Source organism: Nocardia sp. NPDC127526 (assembly GCF_042672265.1).
Lineage (GTDB): Bacteria > Actinomycetota > Actinomycetes > Mycobacteriales > Mycobacteriaceae > Nocardia.
The window spans coordinates 96,745-115,241 of sequence record NZ_JBHXVO010000008.1 but is presented as its reverse complement, the minus strand read 5'-3'; the positions used below and the strand labels follow the sequence as shown (position 1 = coordinate 115,241).

The window sequence follows — 18,497 nt, the reverse complement described above, 5'->3', positions numbered from 1 at the left end:
AATCCCCGGCCAACCCGCAGCGAAACGACTACCAGCTGCGTTCGAAATACTCGTCGACCTCGGCGGCGGCGCGGTCGACGCGCTCGGCTTCCAGGTGGGCGGCATTCGCCTCGGTGAAGACCATTGCCGAGGTCACTTGGGGATCGGCGGCGAGTTCACGCAGTGCCTCCGCCACCCGCGGTTGCAGATCCCGCACCGCGAGCAGGTAGGCGGCCATGATCGTCTCCCCTCGGGAGCCGCTGACCGCGACCAGCCGGTTCTCGGCGTCGACTTCCACCGTCACGCCGTCGACGGAGCCGGTGCCCCGAATCTTCTCCAGCGCGTGCTGGGCCCGCTGGACCTTCAGGCCCAGCTCGTCGTATTCACTTGCCATCTATCCCCCGGCCGATGCGGTGAAGACCAGAACCGGTCTCGTGGTGTGCAGGTATCCCGTTGCGCTGCCGCCCCATTCGGCGGCGCCGCCGAGCGCGGCGTCGAATTCCGTTCCGGTGACGTATGTTCCGGCAGGCACCCGGTTCCGCAGTACCTCCGGCAGATCCGGCGGTGATGCCGATTCGCTCGGCGCGTAGCGGGTGCGCAGTGCCGCCGCCGTGTCCGGCTGGAGTTCCACGACGGCGTCGATCCAATAGATGGACGGGCCGGGCGCTCTCCCGCCGGAGTTGTCCCGGCCGAGCCAGGAGACGGCGACCGGGGCGCCGATGATCGGGAAGTACTGCCGCAGCGGCTCCGGATCGCTGCGCGGGTCCTCGGCTGCGCTGGTGCCCGCTGCCGGCGTCGAATCGAAAGGCGTTGCGGAGCAGCCGAGTACGGACAGCGCGGCGAGGTGGACGGCCACCAGGACGGCCCGCTTCGGAGTCGTCACTTCGGCCGGGCCGTCCCGGTACCCCGGTCGTTATCCGGTTTGCGCGCGTCGTCACCGTCGTCGCGGCCGTCGGAGCGGTCCTCGCGGCCCACGTTCCGATCGGGGGTGGAGGCGGCGTCGGTGGACCCGCTCGCGGGCGGCTGCCCGACTTCCCAGGACACGGTTCTGGTCACGCTGCCGTGGGATTCGAAGGGCTTCGCCCAGCCGACCTCGGTGAAGCGGCCGTTCACCTCATCGGGTGTGCCGGTTCCCTTGTCGTTCTTGCCCTTGTCGAAGTTGTAGTAGTCGTCGGCCTCCACCGTGATGTCCATGGTGACGCGATTGCCTTCGACGCGGACATTGGCGTGACTCCACTGCTGATATCCGCCGATCGCCTTCTGCCAGTTCTCGGTTTCGGGATAGTTGTTGTTCTTCCCGATGGTGGTCTTGTCACCCGTCATCTGGAAGTTGCGATTTCCGGTGCGCGCGAAGTGGTCGGCCGCGATGGCGGCGCGGCTGATCTCGGAATCCACCGAACGCCGAATGGCTCCGTCTTCGCGGTAGGCCTCGTCGTAGTCGAATTCCTGTGTCTTACCGTTGTTCTCCCAGTAGTGGCGGTACAGGGCGGTCGCGTCGTCCAAGTCGGACCTGACGTACTCGCCGCCCAGCATCTTCCCCTGCCACTCCATCTTCTTCAGCCAGTCCTTGAAGCCGGCGTCCTTGGAGTCGTAGAGGAAGGTGTCGTCGTGCGGCAGGAACGGACGCTTGGGATCCCCGATCGTGTAGCGGCCGTCCGGGGATTTCGGCGGCGGGATCGGCGGCAGGTCGATCATCGGCGCCGTCGGCTTGTCCTTCAGCGTCTGCAGCGCGTCGACGCCCTTCTTGATGAAGGTGGCGGACTGCTGCTCACCGTCACCGAAGTCCTTCAGCAATTCCCGCAGCCGGCCTTGGAGCCAGCTCGCCTGACTGTCCAGCCGCGCCTGCATGATGAAGGCGAGCATGGTGTTGCCCTCGGTTTTCGGATATGTCGGCGCGGTGACGGTTCCGTCGTCGGCGACCTTCATGCCCGCCGCGGGCGCGGTATTGTCGACGATGGTCAGCAATGCCGTCCGGGTCCCGTCCAACCGGGCGCCGTAGGTCTTGTAATAGTCGGCGACCTGGGTGACGATCTCGTCGATTCGGGTGGCCGTCACTTTTCGCGAGATCGCGCTGGCCGTCGCCGCCACACTGGCTGAGCCCTTCCAGCCGAGCGAGGTCTTGTCCACGGCGCTGCCCATATTGCCGACCTGCTTGGTGAATTCGCTGGTGCCCGTGGTGAGGGCCGTCCCGAAGCTCACCATGGTCGACGGCAGGCAGCCGCGCACATGGCTGATCGTGGTCATTCGGGAATCCGTCCGCGCGGGCGGGGCGAGGGCGACTCACGCTCCAACTGCCGGAAATGCTCCCCGAAGGCCTGGTCGACTTCCTCGTAGGTCTTCGCACCGGATTTGGCCACCTGAGCCATCTTTCGCACATGGCCGCCCAGGGCGTGGAATGCCGCCTCCGCGTTCTCGTCCATGGCAGTGGATACGCCGTGCACCGGCGATCCGGGCATCGTCACCGCCACGCCGATTTTGATGGCCGCAATGTCATCCGCATACGTACTCAGCGAATTGCCCAGTGCCCGTAGCGCATCCGCGTCCACCTTCAAGATATCGGCCATTGGGTCCCCACGATCGCGACTAGCCGGTCGAACAACAGTGCGACATTAGCCGATCGAGAAACCTTGTGCAGCACGAATTTTCATTGGCTTGACACCGGCGTGCTCCCTGAAACGACTCGCGCCCACTGTGATTCACAGTGGGCGCGAGCGGTTTACGAGGCTCAGCTCAGGATGTCGTGGCGGACGATGGTCTGGTCGCGGCCGGGGCCGACGCCGATGCAGGAGACGCGGGCGCCGGATAGTTCCTCGAGGCGCTCGACGTAGGCCCGGGCATTGGCGGGGAGTTCCTCGAAGGTGCGGGCGCCGGAGATGTCCTCCCACCAGCCTGGCATTTCCTCGTAGATCGGCTTGGCGTGGTGGAAATCGGTCTGGGTGGTGGGCATCTGCTCGACGCGCTCGCCGTCGATCTCGTAGGCCACGCAGATCGGGACGGTGTCCAGGCTGGACAGGACGTCCAGCTTGGTGAGGAAGTAGTCGGTGATGCCGTTGACGCGGGTGGCGTAGCGGGCGATCACGGCGTCGAACCAGCCGGTGCGGCGGGCGCGGCCGGTGGTGACGCCGACCTCGCCGCCGGTCTTGGCCAGGTAGGTGCCGGACTCGTCGAAGAGCTCGGTCGGGAACGGGCCGGAGCCGACGCGGGTGGTGTAGGCCTTGAGGATGCCGAGCACCGTGGTGATCTTGTTGGGGCCGACGCCGGCGCCCACGGCCGCGCCGCCGGAGGTCGGGTTGGAGGAGGTCACGTACGGGTAGGTGCCGTGGTCGACATCCAGCAGAGTGCCCTGCGAACCCTCCAGCAGCACCGTCTCGCCCGCCTCCAAGGCCTGGTTGAGCAGCAGGCGGGTGTCGGAGATGCGGTGCTTGAAGCCCTCGGCCTTGGTGAGCACCTCGTCCACGACCTGCGCCGCGTCCAGGGCGCGGCGGTTGTAGATCTTCACCAGCACCTGGTTCTTGAATTCCAGGGCGGCCTCGACCTTCTGGGTGAGGATCTTCTCGTCCAGCACATCGGCCACGCGCACGCCGACGCGGGCGACCTTGTCCTGGTAGCAGGGGCCGATACCGCGGCCGGTGGTGCCGATCTTCTTGTTGCCGAGGAAGCGCTCGGTGACCTTATCGATGGCCACGTGGTACGGCATGATCAGGTGCGCATCGGCCGAGAGCAGCAGGCGGGTGGTGTCCACGCCGCGCTCTTCCAGGCCGGCGAGCTCGGCCAGCAGCACGCCCGGATCGACCACCACGCCATTGCCGATGACGTTGGTCACATCGGGGGTGAGGATGCCGGAGGGGATCAGGTGCAGGGCGAAGCTCTCACCGTTCGGCAGCACCACGGTGTGACCCGCGTTGTTGCCGCCCTGGTAGCGAACTACCCACTGGACCCGGTCACCGAGCAGATCGGTTGCTTTGCCTTTGCCCTCGTCGCCCCACTGGGCGCCGATCAGCACGATTGCCGGCATCTTGGAGTCTCCTACGGGTTCGACGCGCAACATCGGTGATGCTGCAGCTACCCGCCGTCAGAAGGCGGTGGCCGGAGGCACAGTCTAGTAGATGCCCGAATACCTCCTGGTTTACGGCCCGGCACCGGACGAACGCGACGTAACGGATGGGTCGCGCGAACGGCGCGGCAAATCCAACGGGGCTATGGTGACACGGGGAGACGGACCGGCAAGGGGGTCCGGCACGGAGCGCAGCGAGGCGATGGAGTTGGCCCAGAGGAGGGTGTTCGGCAGTTGAGTACCCATGTTCTCCGCTGCGACGGCGCGCCGGTACCGATCGCCCTGGCTTCACTCCCGCTCACGCAGACTTCGGCGATCCCGGACACCGACGATCTGGACGAGCTGCTGCCCGTCATGGCCGCCGACAGCCTGCCCCGGTTGATCGTGCTCGGCGAGGACGCCGGACTCGCGGCGGTGCTCACCCATCTCATGCGCACCGAACGGCTCGGCGTGGAGATCGGCTTCGTGCCGGTCGACCGCACCTACGGCTCGCGCGCCTACCAGACCGGCACCGGCAATGCCGCCGCCAAGCGCGCGCTCGAGGGCAAAGCCATGGAAACCCCCCTGATCCGCGATGACACCGGCAAGGTGCTCATCGGCCGCGCCACCATCGTCGGCCCGCGCGGGGAGAAGCTCGAGGGCGAGGCCTACGTCGACGACACGCGGTTGTTCACCGGGAAAGTCGCGGCCCTGCACGTCTCACCCATGCTGGAGATGCCCGGCCTGCACGCCACCGTGCAGCGCGGCCTGCGCAAGAAGCGCTGGATCGAGGGCCGCGCCATGCAGCTCGGCACCAGCGGCGGCGTGGTGACCCGCGACGGCATCACCACCGAGCGGATCGTGCCGCGCTCCACCTTCTACCGGCACCACGAGCCGTGGCTGCTGGTCCGTTGACATACTGCGAGTACACCCGGCTCGACGGACCGGGTTCCACTCGAGGAGTCCGATGAACTCTCCACGCGCGATCGGCCGGGCCGGTGCGGTGCGGCCCAGTCCCGTCTTCCTGCTCGTCGTCGCGATCACGGTCGCGGGCGGCGCGCTCGCCTGGAATGCCGACTTGTTCTCGCGCTGGGCGCAATTCGGCGTCTTCGTCATGGTGGTGGCGGGCTGGATCCTGTCGGTCTGCCTGCACGAGTTCGCGCACGCGTACGTGGCGTGGCGGGCCGGGGACCACGAGGTGGAGATGCGCGGGTATCTCTCCCTGAACCCGCTCAAGTACAGCCATCCGCTGCTGTCGATCGTGCTGCCGGTGGTCTTCATCGCGCTCGGCGGATTCGGCCTGCCCGGCGGCGCGGTGTACGTGCACTCGCACAACTTCAGCCCGCGCACGCAGCGGATCCTCAGCGGTGCGGGACCGGCGGTGAACGCGGTGTGCGCCATCGTGCTGCTGGTGATCGTGAAGCTGTTCGGCAGCGACGAATCCCATGCCGCGTTCTGGTTCGGGCTGAGTTTCCTTGCCTTCCTGCAGATCACGGCGACCATCCTGAATCTCATCCCGATTCCGGGCACCGACGGCTACGGGATCCTGGAGCCGTCGCTGAGCTATCAGACGCGGCGGTCGCTGGATCAGATCAAGCCGTACGGGATTCTGCTGCTGGTGGCGCTGCTGTTCGTGCCGGAGCTGAATCAGTTGTTCTTCAACGCGATTCACGCGCTGTTCGACCTGTCGGGCGTGCCGTCGCGGTGGCCGGGCTACGGCGGATCGCTCACCCGGTTCTGGCTCTGAGCGAATTCTGGCTCTGAGCGAATCCTCCGGACAGAGTAAAAGCCGGACCACCCCTCCGGGCCCGGCTTTGATTCGAACGGTATAGGCGCACAAGCGCGTACACCCGAGTAGACGACTACTCGAAGATCAACATCAGCGCGCGCAGATCAGTCGACCGGGGTCACGTAGGGGTTCGGGACGGTAGGCGGCAGCAGGGCCATCGCCGACAGCCGGCGCATACCGCATACCTGCATGAGATCCACCACGATGGAACGAATCTGCGCGAACACCACGTGCGCGGAGATGCCCGCGCCCGTGACCAGATCCTTGGTGGCGCCCTTGCCGACCGAACGCAGCACGCGGGTGGCCTCGGCGGCATCGGGCTGCTCGTCCGGATCGGCGAGCACGTAGCTGCGCACCACGTCCACGGCCTGGCCGAGCTTGCGCACCTCCTCGATGAGGCGCGGGTCGAGAATCTCGTCGTCCTGCACGGCGCTCAGCGCGCGGCGCAGCAGCACACGGGTATTGCGGACGGCATTGTCGACCGGGTCCGCGGTGGCGCGCAGCGTCTCCAGGCGTTTACGGGAGTTCCAGTACATCGGGGAGATCCGGCTGATCTCCGCGCCGCCCTCGAGGGTGTTGCGCAGCGCGTCGATGGGCGCCTGAGTCTTGCGGGCCGCGTCCAGGGCCGCCTTGATCTTGGCGGCATCGTGTTCGAGCAGGCCGTCGGCGCATTCGGCCAGGGACTTGCTCACGACCGAGAGAATGTCGGCTTCCTGCTGCCGGGCGCGGCGCACCGGATGCAGCGGGATGGCCGCCACCACCACGATGCCGACCAGACCGCCCACCAGGGCATCGATCATGCGCAGCCCGGAACCGGCGGTGTGCGGCGGGATGAGCGTCGCCACCAGCACCGCGGAACTGGCCGCCTGCATGGTGATGACCGGGCCGCCGTCCATGAACACCGCGGTGCTCATGGCGACCAGCACCAGCAGGCCGATCTGCCACACGCCGGTACCGAACTGGGAGACGAACAGGTCGCCGATGCCGATGCCGACCGCGACGCCGACGATCAGCTCCACCGCCCGGCGCAGCCGCGCACCATAGGACACGCCGATGGAGATCATGGCGGCCATGGGCGCGAAGAACGGCTGCGGATGGCCGATCACATTGTGGGCGATGAACCAGGCCAGGCCCGCGCCGATCGCGCACTGCACGATCGGCAGCAGGGAGGTGCGCACACGCTTGGTGGCATTGCGCAGCCGCGCCGCGGTGGACTCCTTCGCGGCGTCGAAGGTTTCGGTTAGGCCGCTGGTCAAGTCGGCGGGCTCAGTCCAGGCCGAGCTCGGCGGCCGCGCGCGGATCGCAGTCCTCGAGCAGATCCAGGCAGCGCGCGTACTCGTCGTTCTCGCCGATGGCGCGGGCGGCCTTCGCCAGCGCGCCGACACTGCGCAGGAAGCCCTGGTTCGGCTCGTGCGACCACGGCACCGGGCCGAAGCCCTTCCAGCCGTTGCGGCGCAACAGATCCAGCCCGCGGTGGTAGCCGGTCCGCGCGAACGCGTAGGCGGCGATGATGTCGTGATTCACCTCGCCCTCGGCGGCCTCGCCCCGCGCCAGCGCGGCCTCCGCCAGATACGCCCAGGCGATCGAGGCCGTCGGATGCGCGGCGGCGACCTGCACCGGATCTTGTTTCTCCAGCAGCGCGTCCTCCGCATCGGAGTTTTCGGGCAGGAGTACCGGCTGCGGTCCGAGCAGATCACCGAAGGAGGTCATGCCGATCATTCTGCACCGACCGCCCGATTGCTCAGTAGGCTGACCACCGAATCACAGTTCCGCCGAAGCGAGGGGTAGCGCGTGTCCGACTCGAACGACGACCAGCAGCCGCAAGGCTCTGCCGACCCGACCCCGGGCCCGGCCGCCGAGGACACCGCAAAACCCGCCACCCCCACCGACGCCACGGCCGCCACCGAAGCCATCCCATCCCCCAAGCCGAACCCCTCCGCCACCGCGGCCACCGAAGTGATCCGCACCGGCGCGGCCGAACCGGCCCCCGCCCAGGACAACCCGCAGCCGCAAGCCACCCAGCCCGGCCCGGCCGCGAAACCCGCCGACTCCGGCACCCCCGGCTTCGCCACCATCCAGTACGAGGCCCCCAAACCGGTCGGCCCAGCCGCCCGCTTCCAAGCCGCCGGCTCCGGCCGCGTCCAGCCACCGGCCTCCGGCCCAGCCGGGTCGAAACCAGCCCCGAACACCGCAGCCGACGCCAACGCCCCGCAAGGCGGTCGGCCGCCGGCGCCGCAAGCCACACCTGGTGGTAGCGGACAGCCCGGAACCGCCGGTGCACCAGGCGGTTCCGGAACCCCTGCGAGCGCCTCCGGCCGAGCAGCCGGGAACGACGATGCGACGCAACCAGGCGGTGGACAGCGACCCGGCGGCACCGCTGGGACAGGGCAACCAGGATCGGCGCCAGGCCGAACCCCGGGCGCCTCGGCGGAGGCTGACGCGAACACCCCCCGCGTAAACACTGCGCAAGGCGGCCAGCGCCCGCCCGCGTCCGGTATCGGACAGCGGCCCGCCGGCCTGGCCGGAGCCGGCCGCGAAGGGCAAGCGGCGAACCAAAAGCCAAGCACTGCGGCCGATGCCAACACCGCGCGTATCGACACCGCGCAAGCGGGCCGGAGCGGAACCGGGGAATCCGGCCCGGCCGACTCCGCTACGACGCAGATCATCAAGGTTCCGAACCAAGGTGTGAGCCGGAGCGACCGCGAGTCGAGCACTGGCGGTGTGGCCGGGGGCGGAGAACCGGGCAATCGGAGCGAGTCCGGTCGGCCCACCGACGTGTCCGGTGCGGGGGCGCAGCCGTCGGCCGCTCCGGGTGATCGCGGGCCGACGGGCGCATGGAAGCCCGGCGCCGCTGCCGCGGGAACAGGTTCCGGAGCGGCGGGCGCGGCTGCCGCGCAGTCGGCTGCGGAGGGCGGTGCGCGGAGCGGATCCGGGAAGCCGTCGGATGCCGATGAGCGCGGGGACGCGCCGCAGGCTGGTGAGGGCAGCCGGGAATCCGCCACTTCCGACGCTGAAACCGTTGCTATGCAGCAGGTTTCGGGAGCGGATGCGCCGACTACCGCGTTCCCGGTGGTCTCGGGTGAGCAAGCTACCGAGAAGATGCGGGTGCAGGGTCCGCAGGGGCGAGCGGTCAGCAAGCCGCCGCAGACGCCGCGGGGGAATGCGGGGCCGCGGAATGCTGGGCCGCGCGGGGGTTCGCCGCAAGGACCGCAGGGGCCGGAAGGTCCGCACGGCAAGGCCGGAGGCATCGAGGAGACTCGCCCGTCGCCGCCGTCCGTGCGGCCGCCGATGGGGCCGCGGCGACCGGCCAGCGCGCCGTCGCCCGCGGACATGCAGCCGACCATGCCCGCGAATCCGATTGGGGGCGCGCGGGTTATCGGACCGAAGAAGGCCGGGCCGCAGCAGGTCGGGCCCGGCGCACCGCAGGGACCCGGGCAAGGCGGACCGCAAGGACCGAGCAAGGGCGCGCCGCAGCAGGGCGGGCCGGGTGCGCCGCAGGGGCCGGGTAAGGCCGGCCCGCAGAAGGCTGGACCCGGAGCACCTCAGGGACCCGGGGGACCGCAGGGGCCCGGCAAAGCGGGGCCGCAAAAGGTTGGGCCGGGAGCGTCTCAGGGCGGGCCGGCCGGTCCGCAGAAGGTCGGCGCTGGTGCGCCGCAGGGCTCCGGACCGGCTGGGCCGCAGAAGGTTGGCGCGGGCGCGCAGGGACCGGGCGGGCTTCAGAAGGCCGGTGCGGGAGCGGGTCAGGGCGGTGGGCCGCAGGGGCCGGGGCATGACGGACCACAGGGCCGGAGCGGGCAGCAAGGGCAAGGCGGGCAACTGAGTTCGGCCGGTGGAGCGCAGCCGCGACCGGTGGCGGCGCCGCAGCGGGTTCCGGCTACCGGTGAGGTGCCCGTTGATGCCGGGACTCCGGCGGCGAGTGGCGCCAGTGGTTCGAAGAAGAAGCTGGGCATTCTCGCCGCGGCCGTAGTGGCGGTGCTGGTGATCGTGGGTGTGGTGGTCGCGGTGGTGGCCAATCGGACCGACAATTCGCCTGAGGGGCAGGTGAAGCGGGCTATTTCGACGTATACCGATGCGCTGGCTTCCGGGGATCTGGAGCAGTTGCGCGGGATCACGTGCGGGGCGCAGCACGACTTCTATCAGAATATTTCGGCGGAGCAGTTCGCCGGGGTTTACCAGACCTCCAAGGAGCAGAAGAGCATTCCTGTCGTGAAGAGCGTGGATGCCATTCGGATCACCGGCGAAACCGCCATGGCGCAGGCGACCGTGTACACCGAAGCCGACCCGTCGAAGCAGTCGGCGCGCACATTCGACCTGCAGAACACCGACGGCGGCTGGAAGGTGTGCGATCCGGCCAACGCCGCCGGCTAAAACCCCGCGCCCATCTGAAACGACGCCGACCGGGAACTGGTGGCGGTGGCTTCTCGCACGATGCCGCCACCAGTTCCCGGTGATCGCTTGACCAATACGCACGGGTGCTTTGGGCGAAGCTCGAGCTCGGGGTTGACCTTGACGCTGCGTCAGGGTTGGAGGCTTGTCTTATGACGAAGGACGGCATTTCCCTGGCTCGGCTTGTTCCGCCGGTCGGGGGGTTTCAGGAGATCGACGGGCGACGGGTTTTCGTGCACAGGCTGGGGACCGGGGGACCGGCGGTGGTGTTTCTGCCGGGGGCCAGTGCGGTGGGGCTGGATTATTTCGGGGTCCAGCAGGAGGTTTCGCGGTTCACCACCGCTGTGGTCTATGACCGGGCGGGGACGGGGTACAGCGATCCTGTCCCGTTGCCGCGCACCGCTGCTGCGGTGGCCACGGAACTGCACGAGTTGTTGAATGCCCAGGGCGTCGCCGGCCCTTACGTTCTCGCGGCGCATTCACTCGGCGGGTTCTATGCGTATCGGTTTGCGCAGTTGTATCCACAGGATGTGGCGGGGCTGGTCTGGTTGGATGCTCTGCACCGCGACTGGGACGACTTCATGCCTGCCGCAGCGGGATTGGCGGAGGCGGAGCGGATGGCGCCCGGTTTGGAGCAGCTCGAGCAAATGCGCCCGGCCCTGCACGCGATGCGGGTGGAGTTGCTCGCGGACTATCCGGAGCATGTGCGGGAACCGCTGATCGCGGCCAAGGGAAGTGACGAGTGGCTGCGTTCCGGTGTCGCCGAGCGGGGCGGGCTGGCGGACCGTGCCGCGGAATTGCGGGCGGGGCCGGGCCTGCCCGATGTGCCGGTCATCGCGCTCACCGTGTCGGGCATCGATCCCGCGCTGTCCGCGGGATTGGCGCACGAGATGGTCGAGGGGAGAAAGCGACTGGACGCGGCATTGGTGTCCACGGTCTCGCAGGGGGAGCAGCGCCTCGTCCCCGACACCTTCCACCACCGGCTCTGCTTCGACCGTCCCGATGCGGTGGTGCAGGCCATCCGCGACGTCGTCGACCGAGCGGGCCGCACCTAGACTCGGCACGATCACGTTTCACGGAGACCCTAGGAGGACGGTGCTCACGATCGGGCAGCTGGCGGCGACCGCCGGCGTGACCGTGCGCACCGTTCGCCACTATCACCAGGTCGGCCTGTTGCCCGAGCCCGAGCGCGACGCCTCCGGCTACCGCCGCTACAGCGCGCAGGCGGCCGTGGATCTCATCCGGATCAGGACCCTCGCGGACGCCGGGGTGCCGCTGGCCCGGATCGACGCGCTGCTGCACGCGCGACCGGCCGAGTTCGCCGCGGCGATCATCGACATCGACGCCGAGCTGCGGCGGAAGATCGATCAGCTCGCCGAATACCGCCGCCGGATCGCCGAATTGGACAGCGGTGAAAGTCTGGTCCTGCCCACCGAAGTGGTCGCCATCCTGAACCGGATGCGCGGCCTCGGTATCAGCGAACTGAGGGTCCGGCTCGAGCGCGATTCGTGGATCCTGATGCAGGCATTGCACCCGCAGGCCATGCCCCAGCGGATACGCGAGAAGAAGGACGAACTCGACGACCCGGAGACGACACGCTTGATGCTCGCCTGCGATCGAGCGGTCGACTGGGAGCCCCGCGACCCACGCCTGGATCAGCTCATCGACGACCTGGACGCCTGGGAGATCGCACACGAAACCGGCAGCGGCGATCCGGTAGCACAGCCGCTGGTCTCATCCAATATCTCCGAGGCATCGCCGGCGTGGCAGCGCATCATGTCCGCGCTTGCCCACCGCGCCGAACGACGCCGGACCGCCGGGGCGTGACGGCTAGTAGGTGATGAGCGGCGCCAGTGGGTCCGCGGCGTGCGGGCTCAGCGAGGAGTAGGCCGCGGCGAGGGATTTGATGCCGAGGCGGATGTCGGACTCCTCGTGGGTGAACGGGATGCGGATGAAGCGTTCGAAGGCGCCCTGGACGCCGAAACGTGGTCCCGCGGCGAGGATTACGCCGTGGTTGGGGGCGGTGGCGGCCAAGGCCGTGGAGACCGGGGTGGGAAGTTGGGCCCACAGGGACATGCCGCCTTCGCCGGGGGTGACACGCCAGTCGGGGAGGTCCTCGGCCAGGGCGTCGAGCAGGGTGGCGCGGCGGGAGCGGAGCTGTTCCCTTCGGACGGTGAGGATTTCGTCGGCGTGCTGGAGCAGGTGGACGGTGGCCAGCTGGTCCATGACGGGGGTGCCGAGGTCCATGGTGGAGCGGGTGCCCAGGAGTTTGGTGATCAGGGCCTGGTTGGCGCGGACCCAGCCGACGCGCAGGCCGCCCCAGAAGGACTTGGACGCGGAGCCGATGGTGACGATCTCCGAATTGCGCGCGAAGGCCGCTGCGGGCGGCGGGATTTCGCCGTCGCTGAGGTGCAGGTCGACCATGGACTCGTCGACGATGACGGTCATGCGGGTTTCGCGGGCGGTGGCGGCCAGGGCGGCGCGGCCTTCGGCGTCCATGAGCAGGCCCGTCGGATTGTTGTAGTCCGGCACGAGATAGGCGACGCTGGCCGCGGTTTGCCGTGCGGCACTGCGGATTCCGTCCAGATCCCAGCCGTCCGGGCGCAGCGGGACCGGCACCGGGCGGGCGCCGACATCGCGAATGGCCTCGATGGCATTCGGATAGCTCGGGTGATCGATGAGCACCCGTTCGGCGGGCGTGGTGAGCACATTGAGCAGCAGCCGGAGACCGTGCTGGGCGCCGAGGGTGACCAGGATCTGGTCCGGATCGGTGGGCAGCCCGCGTTCGGTGTAGCGGCGGGCCAGCGCCTCGCGCAGCATGAGCATGCCGACCGGATCCATGCCGTGCGTGCCCAGATAGGTCGGAAGTCCTTGCAGCGCCGCCGCATACGCGTCGGTCATCTGCGCGGGCGCGGACATGGCGGCGTAGGTCATGTCGATGGTGTGCACCTCCGGCTGCGCCATCATGGCGAGCAGGCTGCGGGCCGGTTTGGTGCCGTCGTGCACGACCGTGGGCGGCAGCGCGACCGTGCTGCGCGAGCCCTGCCGGCTGATGAGGTAACCGTGTTCGCGCAGCAGCGAATACGCCGAGGTGACGGTGGTCCGGCTGACATTCAGGCTGGTGGCCAGATCGCGCTCGCTCGGCAGGGCCACACCCAGGGGTGCGCGCCCATCGTGGATGAGCAGCCGGATGCTCTCCGCCAAGGCCACATACGCGGGCCGGGTGGACCGCTTGGCATTGTCGCCGGCGGGTGCGCCGGGCTCCTCCTGCCGCCACCGTCCCAGGTCGCGCGTGAGACTGGCCGCGCCGATAACTCGTGTCGCCATAAAGGCCAGTATCGGGGTACTGGATATTTTCTTCAAGTCCAGTGCCAGGCCACTATGGATTCATGATCGCTCTGCTCGTCTCCCTGCTGGTTGTCGCCGCGTTCGCCGGTCTCGTGTACTGGTTCGCACCCACGCCCGGCGAGCGCTGGGGTGCGATGCTCGAGCGCTACCGTCCGCATGCCCCCATGTCGGACTGGTCGGTCGGCGACTATGACTATGTCCGCCAGCACGCCGACCTGGCCGCCATCCACGCCCGGCACGACCTGGACGTCACCCTCAACCCCGCGCATCGCGTGCGCACCCGCAGATCCGCGCTCTCAGATCTCGCGGATATCCCCTGCCGCCAGGAGACAGTCCAGTTCTAAATAACTGGCCTGAAAACAAGGTTCTGTCGGTATCCCGGTGCACACTGGCCCTATGTCCGACCGTGACCGCCCGCTCGCCTCGGCGGCGCTCTTCGACACCGCGATCGGCGCCTGCGCCATCGCCTGGAGCGCCGCCGGGGTGCTGCGCTTCGCGCTTCCCGAACCCGATCCGGACGCGACCCGCTCCTACATCCTGCGCCGCCACCGCCTGGTGACCCTCCGCGAAGCCGACCCCTCACCCGAAATCGCCGCGGCCATAACGAAAATCCGCGCCCATCTGGAGGGCGACCTGGACGACCTGCACTGGATCCCCTTGGACACCAAGGCCCTCAACGATTTCGACCGCGCCGTCTACGAGGTCACCCGCGCCATCCCACCCGGCCACACCCTCAACTACGGCACCATCGCCAACCGCATCGGCGCCCCCGGCGGAGCCCAGGCCGTAGGCCAATCCCTGGGCCGCAACCCGATTCCGCTCATCATCCCCTGCCACCGCGTCCTGGCCGCCGACAACGCTCTGCACGGCTTCTCCGCCCCCGGCGGCATCACCACCAAACAGCGCCTCCTGGAAATCGAACGCACCCCCGGCTTCGGCGAACCCACCCTCTTCTGACCCCGCGGTCCCACACCCTTCGGCCCTGTCCGAATGGAGATGCACGCCCCGCAGCCCGCCCGGCACACTCCACAGCGACGACCGCCGGACCTGGGAGGGGTGGGCCCGGCGGTCGCCGTTCGGGACTAGAGCGCGCCGCCGAGGAAAGCGCCCGCCGCGCCACCGGCGATGCCGCCGACGACACCACCGACGGCTGCGGCCGGGATGCCCGCGATCGCGGCGCCAGCGGCGGCGCCGACGCCGAGGCCGATCAGTGCGCCGGCTCCAGCACCTGCTGCACCCAGCGGAAGTGCGGCGACCACGGCGGAGCCGAGTGCGATGGCAGCACCGACGCCGCCGGTGGGCACGGCAGTGGCGGCGGCCGCAATGCCGCCGGCGGCGGCGCTCGTCGCGATACCGACGCCCAGGCCGATTCCCGCGCCGATGGGAGCTCCCACGATCGCGCCGGCCGCGCCGCCGAGGGCCGCGGCCGGGATACCGGCCAGCGCGGCGCCGGCGACCGCACCGGCGGCAGCGCCGGCAATGGTGCCCGCGGCGATCTTGTCGGAGCGGCTCGGGTTGATGCCGACGGAGTTGAGCGTGGTGGCCAGGGCCGCTTCACCATTGGCGGCAGTGGTGTTCACGCCGTCGAGGACATTGTTAGGGACGTCGTCCGGGACCGGGGAGGTGAAGTTGCCCAGGCGCAGCGTGCGCGGCGGGGGAGCGATCGGGGCGACCGGCGCGACCCCGACGGGGGCGTGCAGGGCCTGGATGTCGACCGGCGGGGCCGGTTCCGCATTCGGAATCGGACGGTAGTTGGCGGGCACCGGGTAGTCCGCCTGCGGGCGGGGCGGGGTGGTCACGCCGGGCTGCTGGGGGCCGGGCCGGGACGGGCGGTCGGCGGCGGGGGCCGTGACGCCGGGCTGATGCGGGTTGTCGGTGAGGAGGGGCTGCTGGCCGATCCAGCGTTCGCCGGTGACCGGGCGCTCGGCGGGCTGGGGAGCCGCGACGTCGCCGGTTCCGGTCCGAGGGCCGGTGGGCGGGGTGGCGGTGTTGGGTGCACCCGGGGTCGACTGAGCCGTGCCGGCCGGGGCCGCGGACTGGGGGTTGCTGGTGTTGGCGCAGGCCACGGCGAGGGCCAGGGGGATTGCGCCAACGAAGAGTGCGCGGCGGGCCGCGCCGGTCTTCAATTCTCGATGCCGACTCACGCCGAATACACCACCCTCATCAGGTTGGATCAGATTGGAACTGCCCCCCGCGGCCTGCGATTCGGCCGCCTCGGCGGGGATGTTAGCTGATGAGAAACTGGTGGTTCCAGTCACGACTGGTCGGAACTGTGGATTGACGTTGACGAGCGAGAGAAGTGACACATTCGCTGGTCAAATGGGATTCCTTGGGGATCCGCCCGTCAGGGTTCGGATTTGCCGGGAGTTTACCCGCCGCGCATGAGTTCGGCCAGGGCCTCGCGATCGGTGACGTCGAGTTTGATGCAGGCGCGGTAGAGGTGGCCCTCGACGGTGCGGACGGAGACGGTCAGGCGGTCGGCGATCTGGCGGTTGGACAGGCCCGCCGCGACCAGGTTGGCGATTTCGCGTTCCCGGGCGGTGAGGGGGAGGGGCTGGGCGGATTGGCGCAGCGCGGGGGTGGAGGCGCCGCCGCAGGCGGCGGCCAGGCGGTTGGCGGTGGCGGCGGATTCCAGCAGGCGGCGGCGGTCGCCGGCGCGCTCGTGCGCGGAGGCGGCCTGGGCGGCGGAGTCGGCGGCGGAGAGCAGGACGCCGATGGCTTCGAATTCGGCTGCGGCGGCGTCCAATCCGGGGCCGTCGTGGGCGGCCACGGCCACCGCGTGCCGGGCCTGGACCTGGACCAGGCGGCCGTCGACGCGGGCGGCCAGATCGGCGAGGCGGCCCGCGACGCTGTGATCGCCGAAGCGGGCGGCGGTGTGCAGGGCGATGGCCTCGATGGCGTGCTGATGCGAGCGGGCCGCGGCGTCGGCCGCGCCCAGGGCCAGGCGGATGGCGGGGGTGGCGGTGCCCTCGGCGGCCGCCTGCCAGGCCTTGGCGATCTCCAGCTGCGGTTCGTAGACGGCGCTGTGCCGCCCGCCGCGCTCCACCGCGGCGGCAATGGATTCGGCGGCCTCGGTGGCCCGCCCCAGCGCCGAATACGCCTCGGCCAGACGGAGTCTCGCGGGGAACATCCAGGCGGCGGCGCCCTCGGTGGTGAGCGCGGCCAGCGCCTGTTCGAGATTGTCGATGGCCACCGGGAAATTGCCCTGGGCGACGTCGACGGTGCCCTGCAGGATCTTCGACATGCCCCAGGCGAGGTACTGCCCGGGCGCGGAATACGCGTAAGGGCTACTGGCACAACGCTGTGCGGCCTGCAGATCACCGGTGAAGGTGAGCGCCAGGACTTCCGCATGAGTGGACATGAACCGGTTGAGCCCGTCGATCTCGTGCTCGACCTGGTGGCTGCGCGCCGCGTACTGCCGTGCCGCATCGCCCTTACCCATGAGCGCCAGGGCGAGCCCGCCGCCGAAGGCCGCCCACCACACCGCCCACGGCGGCGCGCCCTCGGTATTCATGACGGGTTCGGCGAGGGCGAAGGCCTCGTCGAGTTTGTTCTCGTTGACCGCACAGGCGGAGGCGAGCCCGTCCAGTATGGCGACGACCCTGGGATGCTTGGCGCGGCTGCGCACGGAGTGCAGCACCTCGTCGGCGCGATCGGCATCGCCCATGGACCACAACAGATTCGCGACCCGGGTGCCGCCCCAGCGCGCCAGCTGCGCCTGATTCAGCCGGTCCGGATCGAACCCGGCGAGCGTCCGTTCGGCCTCGATGCGATGCCCCTGCCACAGCAGCGCCCGCGCCAGCAGATCCGCCGATTCGACACCGCCCCGGCGCTCCACGGCCGCCCGCGCGAACCGCTCGCCCAGTGGCAGATTCGCCAACCCGATGGCATCGGCCGCGGCCGCCTCGAACAGCTCCAGATCCGCGGATTTATCGCTGTCCAAAGCCAATTCGGCCAACCGGATGCGATCCGAGGACGAGTTGATCGGCCGTTCCTTCAGCGAGGAGTACAGCCGTCCGCGCAGTCGCCGCGCCGACGCGATCCCCAGCCGCCGCCGGATCACCTCGCCGAACAGGGGATGGTTGTATCGCACCAGCAACTGGTGGCTGTTCTCCACAATCCGTATGAGACTGCGTGATTCGGCGGTTTCCACGGCCTCTTCACCGGCCAGCTCGGCCAGCACGTCCAGATCGATGGGCTCGCAGAAGGTGAGCAGCTCCAGCACCCGCAGCACCGGTTCGGGCAGCTGCTCCACCCGATCCTCCAGCAGCGCGGCCAATTCCGAGGTGACCGCGGCCCGGCCGCGCAACTGCCACACGCCCTTCACCTGCCGCAGCGTCCCGGCTTCCAGCGCACCCTCCACCAGGTGCCGCAGGAAAAGCGCGTTCCCCCCGGAGGATTCCCACATCAGATTGGCGGTGAACCCCTCCAGCTGCCCGCCCAGCATGGACTCCACCAGCTCGACGCTCTGTCGCTGCGTGAACGGCGACAGGTCGATCCGCAGCAGATGCCCGTCCTTCCACAGCGAGGTCACCGCGTCGGGCACCTGCACCCCGCTGCGCACGGTGCACACGATGTGCGCCGCCTTGTCGATGGCCAGCTGCAGCAGCAGGGTCGCCGACAGCTGGTCCAGCAGATGCGCGTCGTCGACGCCGATGATGGTGTGCCCGTCCGCCAGCAGCGCCTCGCGCGCCGCGGCCATGAAGGTCACCGGATCGTGGGCGGTGTACACCCCCACCATGTGCGCGAACACCCCCAGCGGGATGCTGCGGGCGGATTCGGTGCCCGCCACCCAGCGGATATTCCCGCCCACGCCGGCCGTGGCCAGTCGTGCCAGCGTCGTTTTGCCTACCCCCGCGTCACCGGTGAGAACGGCGCCGACGAAGTCGTCCCCCTGCAGCGCCGACCGGATGAGATCGAGTTCGCTCTCGCGTTCGACCATCGGCCAATTCCGAGCCATGT

Annotated in this window: 17 protein-coding genes; 7 read left to right on the top strand and 10 right to left on the bottom strand. The window is 69.4% G+C overall.

Features of this window, described 5'->3' with window-relative positions:
• Window positions 1-28 precede the first annotated feature (28 nt).
• The 5 genes from ACFVIV_RS16725 to ACFVIV_RS16705 all read right to left on the bottom strand — a co-directional run bounded on the left by ACFVIV_RS16725 (window position 29) and on the right by ACFVIV_RS16705 (window position 3,994).
• Entirely contained in the window at window positions 29-373 is a 345-nt protein-coding gene (locus ACFVIV_RS16725) for a hypothetical protein (RefSeq protein WP_379197087.1), read from the bottom strand.
• Window positions 374-862 carry a hypothetical protein gene (locus tag ACFVIV_RS16720; RefSeq protein WP_379197085.1) on the bottom strand — a complete coding sequence of 163 codons (489 nt, stop codon included), beginning with the start codon at window positions 860-862 and terminating at the stop codon, window positions 374-376.
• A complete protein-coding gene (locus tag ACFVIV_RS16715) occupies window positions 859-2,223 on the bottom strand; it encodes a hypothetical protein (RefSeq protein WP_379197083.1) in 1,365 nt (454 codons plus the stop codon). The genes ACFVIV_RS16720 and ACFVIV_RS16715 overlap by 4 nt, the downstream gene beginning before the upstream one ends.
• The gene (locus tag ACFVIV_RS16710; protein WP_379197081.1) at window positions 2,220-2,543 is read right to left on the bottom strand and encodes a hypothetical protein; all 324 of its coding nucleotides are present in this window, start codon (window positions 2,541-2,543) and stop codon (window positions 2,220-2,222) included. The genes ACFVIV_RS16715 and ACFVIV_RS16710 overlap by 4 nt, the downstream gene beginning before the upstream one ends.
• 161 nt (window positions 2,544-2,704) lie before the next feature.
• Window positions 2,705-3,994, bottom strand: a complete 1,290-nt coding sequence (locus ACFVIV_RS16705) for an adenylosuccinate synthase (protein WP_379197079.1) — start codon at window positions 3,992-3,994, stop codon at window positions 2,705-2,707.
• A gap of 273 nt (window positions 3,995-4,267) precedes the next feature.
• Here ACFVIV_RS16705 and ACFVIV_RS16700 point away from each other — a divergent pair, with 273 nt between their 5' ends.
• On the top strand, window positions 4,268-4,927 hold the full coding sequence (locus ACFVIV_RS16700; RefSeq protein WP_379197077.1) for a hypothetical protein: 660 nt from the start codon (window positions 4,268-4,270) through the stop codon (window positions 4,925-4,927).
• A 52-nt stretch (window positions 4,928-4,979) separates the two neighbouring features.
• The gene (locus ACFVIV_RS16695; protein WP_379197075.1) at window positions 4,980-5,759 is read left to right on the top strand and encodes a site-2 protease family protein; all 780 of its coding nucleotides are present in this window, start codon (window positions 4,980-4,982) and stop codon (window positions 5,757-5,759) included.
• A gap of 146 nt (window positions 5,760-5,905) precedes the next feature.
• Here the strand turns inward: ACFVIV_RS16695 and ACFVIV_RS16690 are convergent, their stop codons facing one another.
• Together ACFVIV_RS16690 and ACFVIV_RS16685 are read right to left on the bottom strand one after the other, a co-directional pair.
• Window positions 5,906-7,057, bottom strand: coding sequence for an aromatic acid exporter family protein (locus ACFVIV_RS16690; protein ID WP_379197073.1), 1,152 nt, complete (start codon window positions 7,055-7,057; stop codon window positions 5,906-5,908).
• 10 nt (window positions 7,058-7,067) lie between these two features.
• Window positions 7,068-7,511 (bottom strand): DUF3151 domain-containing protein, encoded by a 444-nt coding sequence (locus tag ACFVIV_RS16685; RefSeq protein ID WP_379197071.1) that lies wholly within the window; start codon window positions 7,509-7,511, stop codon window positions 7,068-7,070.
• Window positions 7,512-9,686: 2,175 nt separating this feature from the next.
• Here ACFVIV_RS16685 and ACFVIV_RS16680 point away from each other — a divergent pair.
• The 3 genes from ACFVIV_RS16680 (at window position 9,687) to ACFVIV_RS16670 (ending at window position 12,014) form a co-directional block, all read left to right on the top strand.
• Window positions 9,687-10,169, top strand: a complete 483-nt coding sequence (locus tag ACFVIV_RS16680) for a nuclear transport factor 2 family protein (protein ID WP_379197069.1) — start codon at window positions 9,687-9,689, stop codon at window positions 10,167-10,169.
• Window positions 10,170-10,450: 281 nt separating this feature from the next.
• The gene (locus ACFVIV_RS16675; RefSeq protein WP_379197068.1) at window positions 10,451-11,242 is read left to right on the top strand and encodes an alpha/beta fold hydrolase; all 792 of its coding nucleotides are present in this window, start codon (window positions 10,451-10,453) and stop codon (window positions 11,240-11,242) included.
• A gap of 40 nt (window positions 11,243-11,282) precedes the next feature.
• Window positions 11,283-12,014 carry a MerR family transcriptional regulator gene (locus tag ACFVIV_RS16670; protein ID WP_379197066.1) on the top strand — a complete coding sequence of 244 codons (732 nt, stop codon included), beginning with the start codon at window positions 11,283-11,285 and terminating at the stop codon, window positions 12,012-12,014.
• Between the two features lie 3 nt (window positions 12,015-12,017).
• Here the strand turns inward: ACFVIV_RS16670 and ACFVIV_RS16665 are convergent, their stop codons facing one another.
• Complete coding sequence (locus ACFVIV_RS16665) at window positions 12,018-13,514, bottom strand: PLP-dependent aminotransferase family protein (RefSeq protein ID WP_379197064.1); 1,497 nt, start codon at window positions 13,512-13,514, stop codon at window positions 12,018-12,020.
• Window positions 13,515-13,576: 62 nt separating this feature from the next.
• On the opposite strand from ACFVIV_RS16665, the gene ACFVIV_RS16660 reads away from it, so the two are divergent.
• Complete coding sequence (locus tag ACFVIV_RS16660) at window positions 13,577-13,879, top strand: hypothetical protein (RefSeq protein ID WP_379197062.1); 303 nt, start codon at window positions 13,577-13,579, stop codon at window positions 13,877-13,879.
• Between the two features lie 52 nt (window positions 13,880-13,931).
• Window positions 13,932-14,492 (top strand): methylated-DNA--[protein]-cysteine S-methyltransferase, encoded by a 561-nt coding sequence (locus tag ACFVIV_RS16655; protein ID WP_379197061.1) that lies wholly within the window; start codon window positions 13,932-13,934, stop codon window positions 14,490-14,492.
• 125 nt (window positions 14,493-14,617) lie between these two features.
• Here the strand turns inward: ACFVIV_RS16655 and ACFVIV_RS16650 are convergent, their stop codons facing one another.
• Both ACFVIV_RS16650 and ACFVIV_RS16645 read right to left on the bottom strand, forming a co-directional pair.
• The gene (locus ACFVIV_RS16650; protein WP_379197059.1) at window positions 14,618-15,679 is read right to left on the bottom strand and encodes a hypothetical protein; all 1,062 of its coding nucleotides are present in this window, start codon (window positions 15,677-15,679) and stop codon (window positions 14,618-14,620) included.
• Between the two features lie 224 nt (window positions 15,680-15,903).
• On the bottom strand, window positions 15,904-18,495 hold the full coding sequence (locus ACFVIV_RS16645) for a LuxR C-terminal-related transcriptional regulator (protein WP_379197057.1): 2,592 nt from the start codon (window positions 18,493-18,495) through the stop codon (window positions 15,904-15,906).
• Window positions 18,496-18,497: the final 2 nt, after the last annotated feature.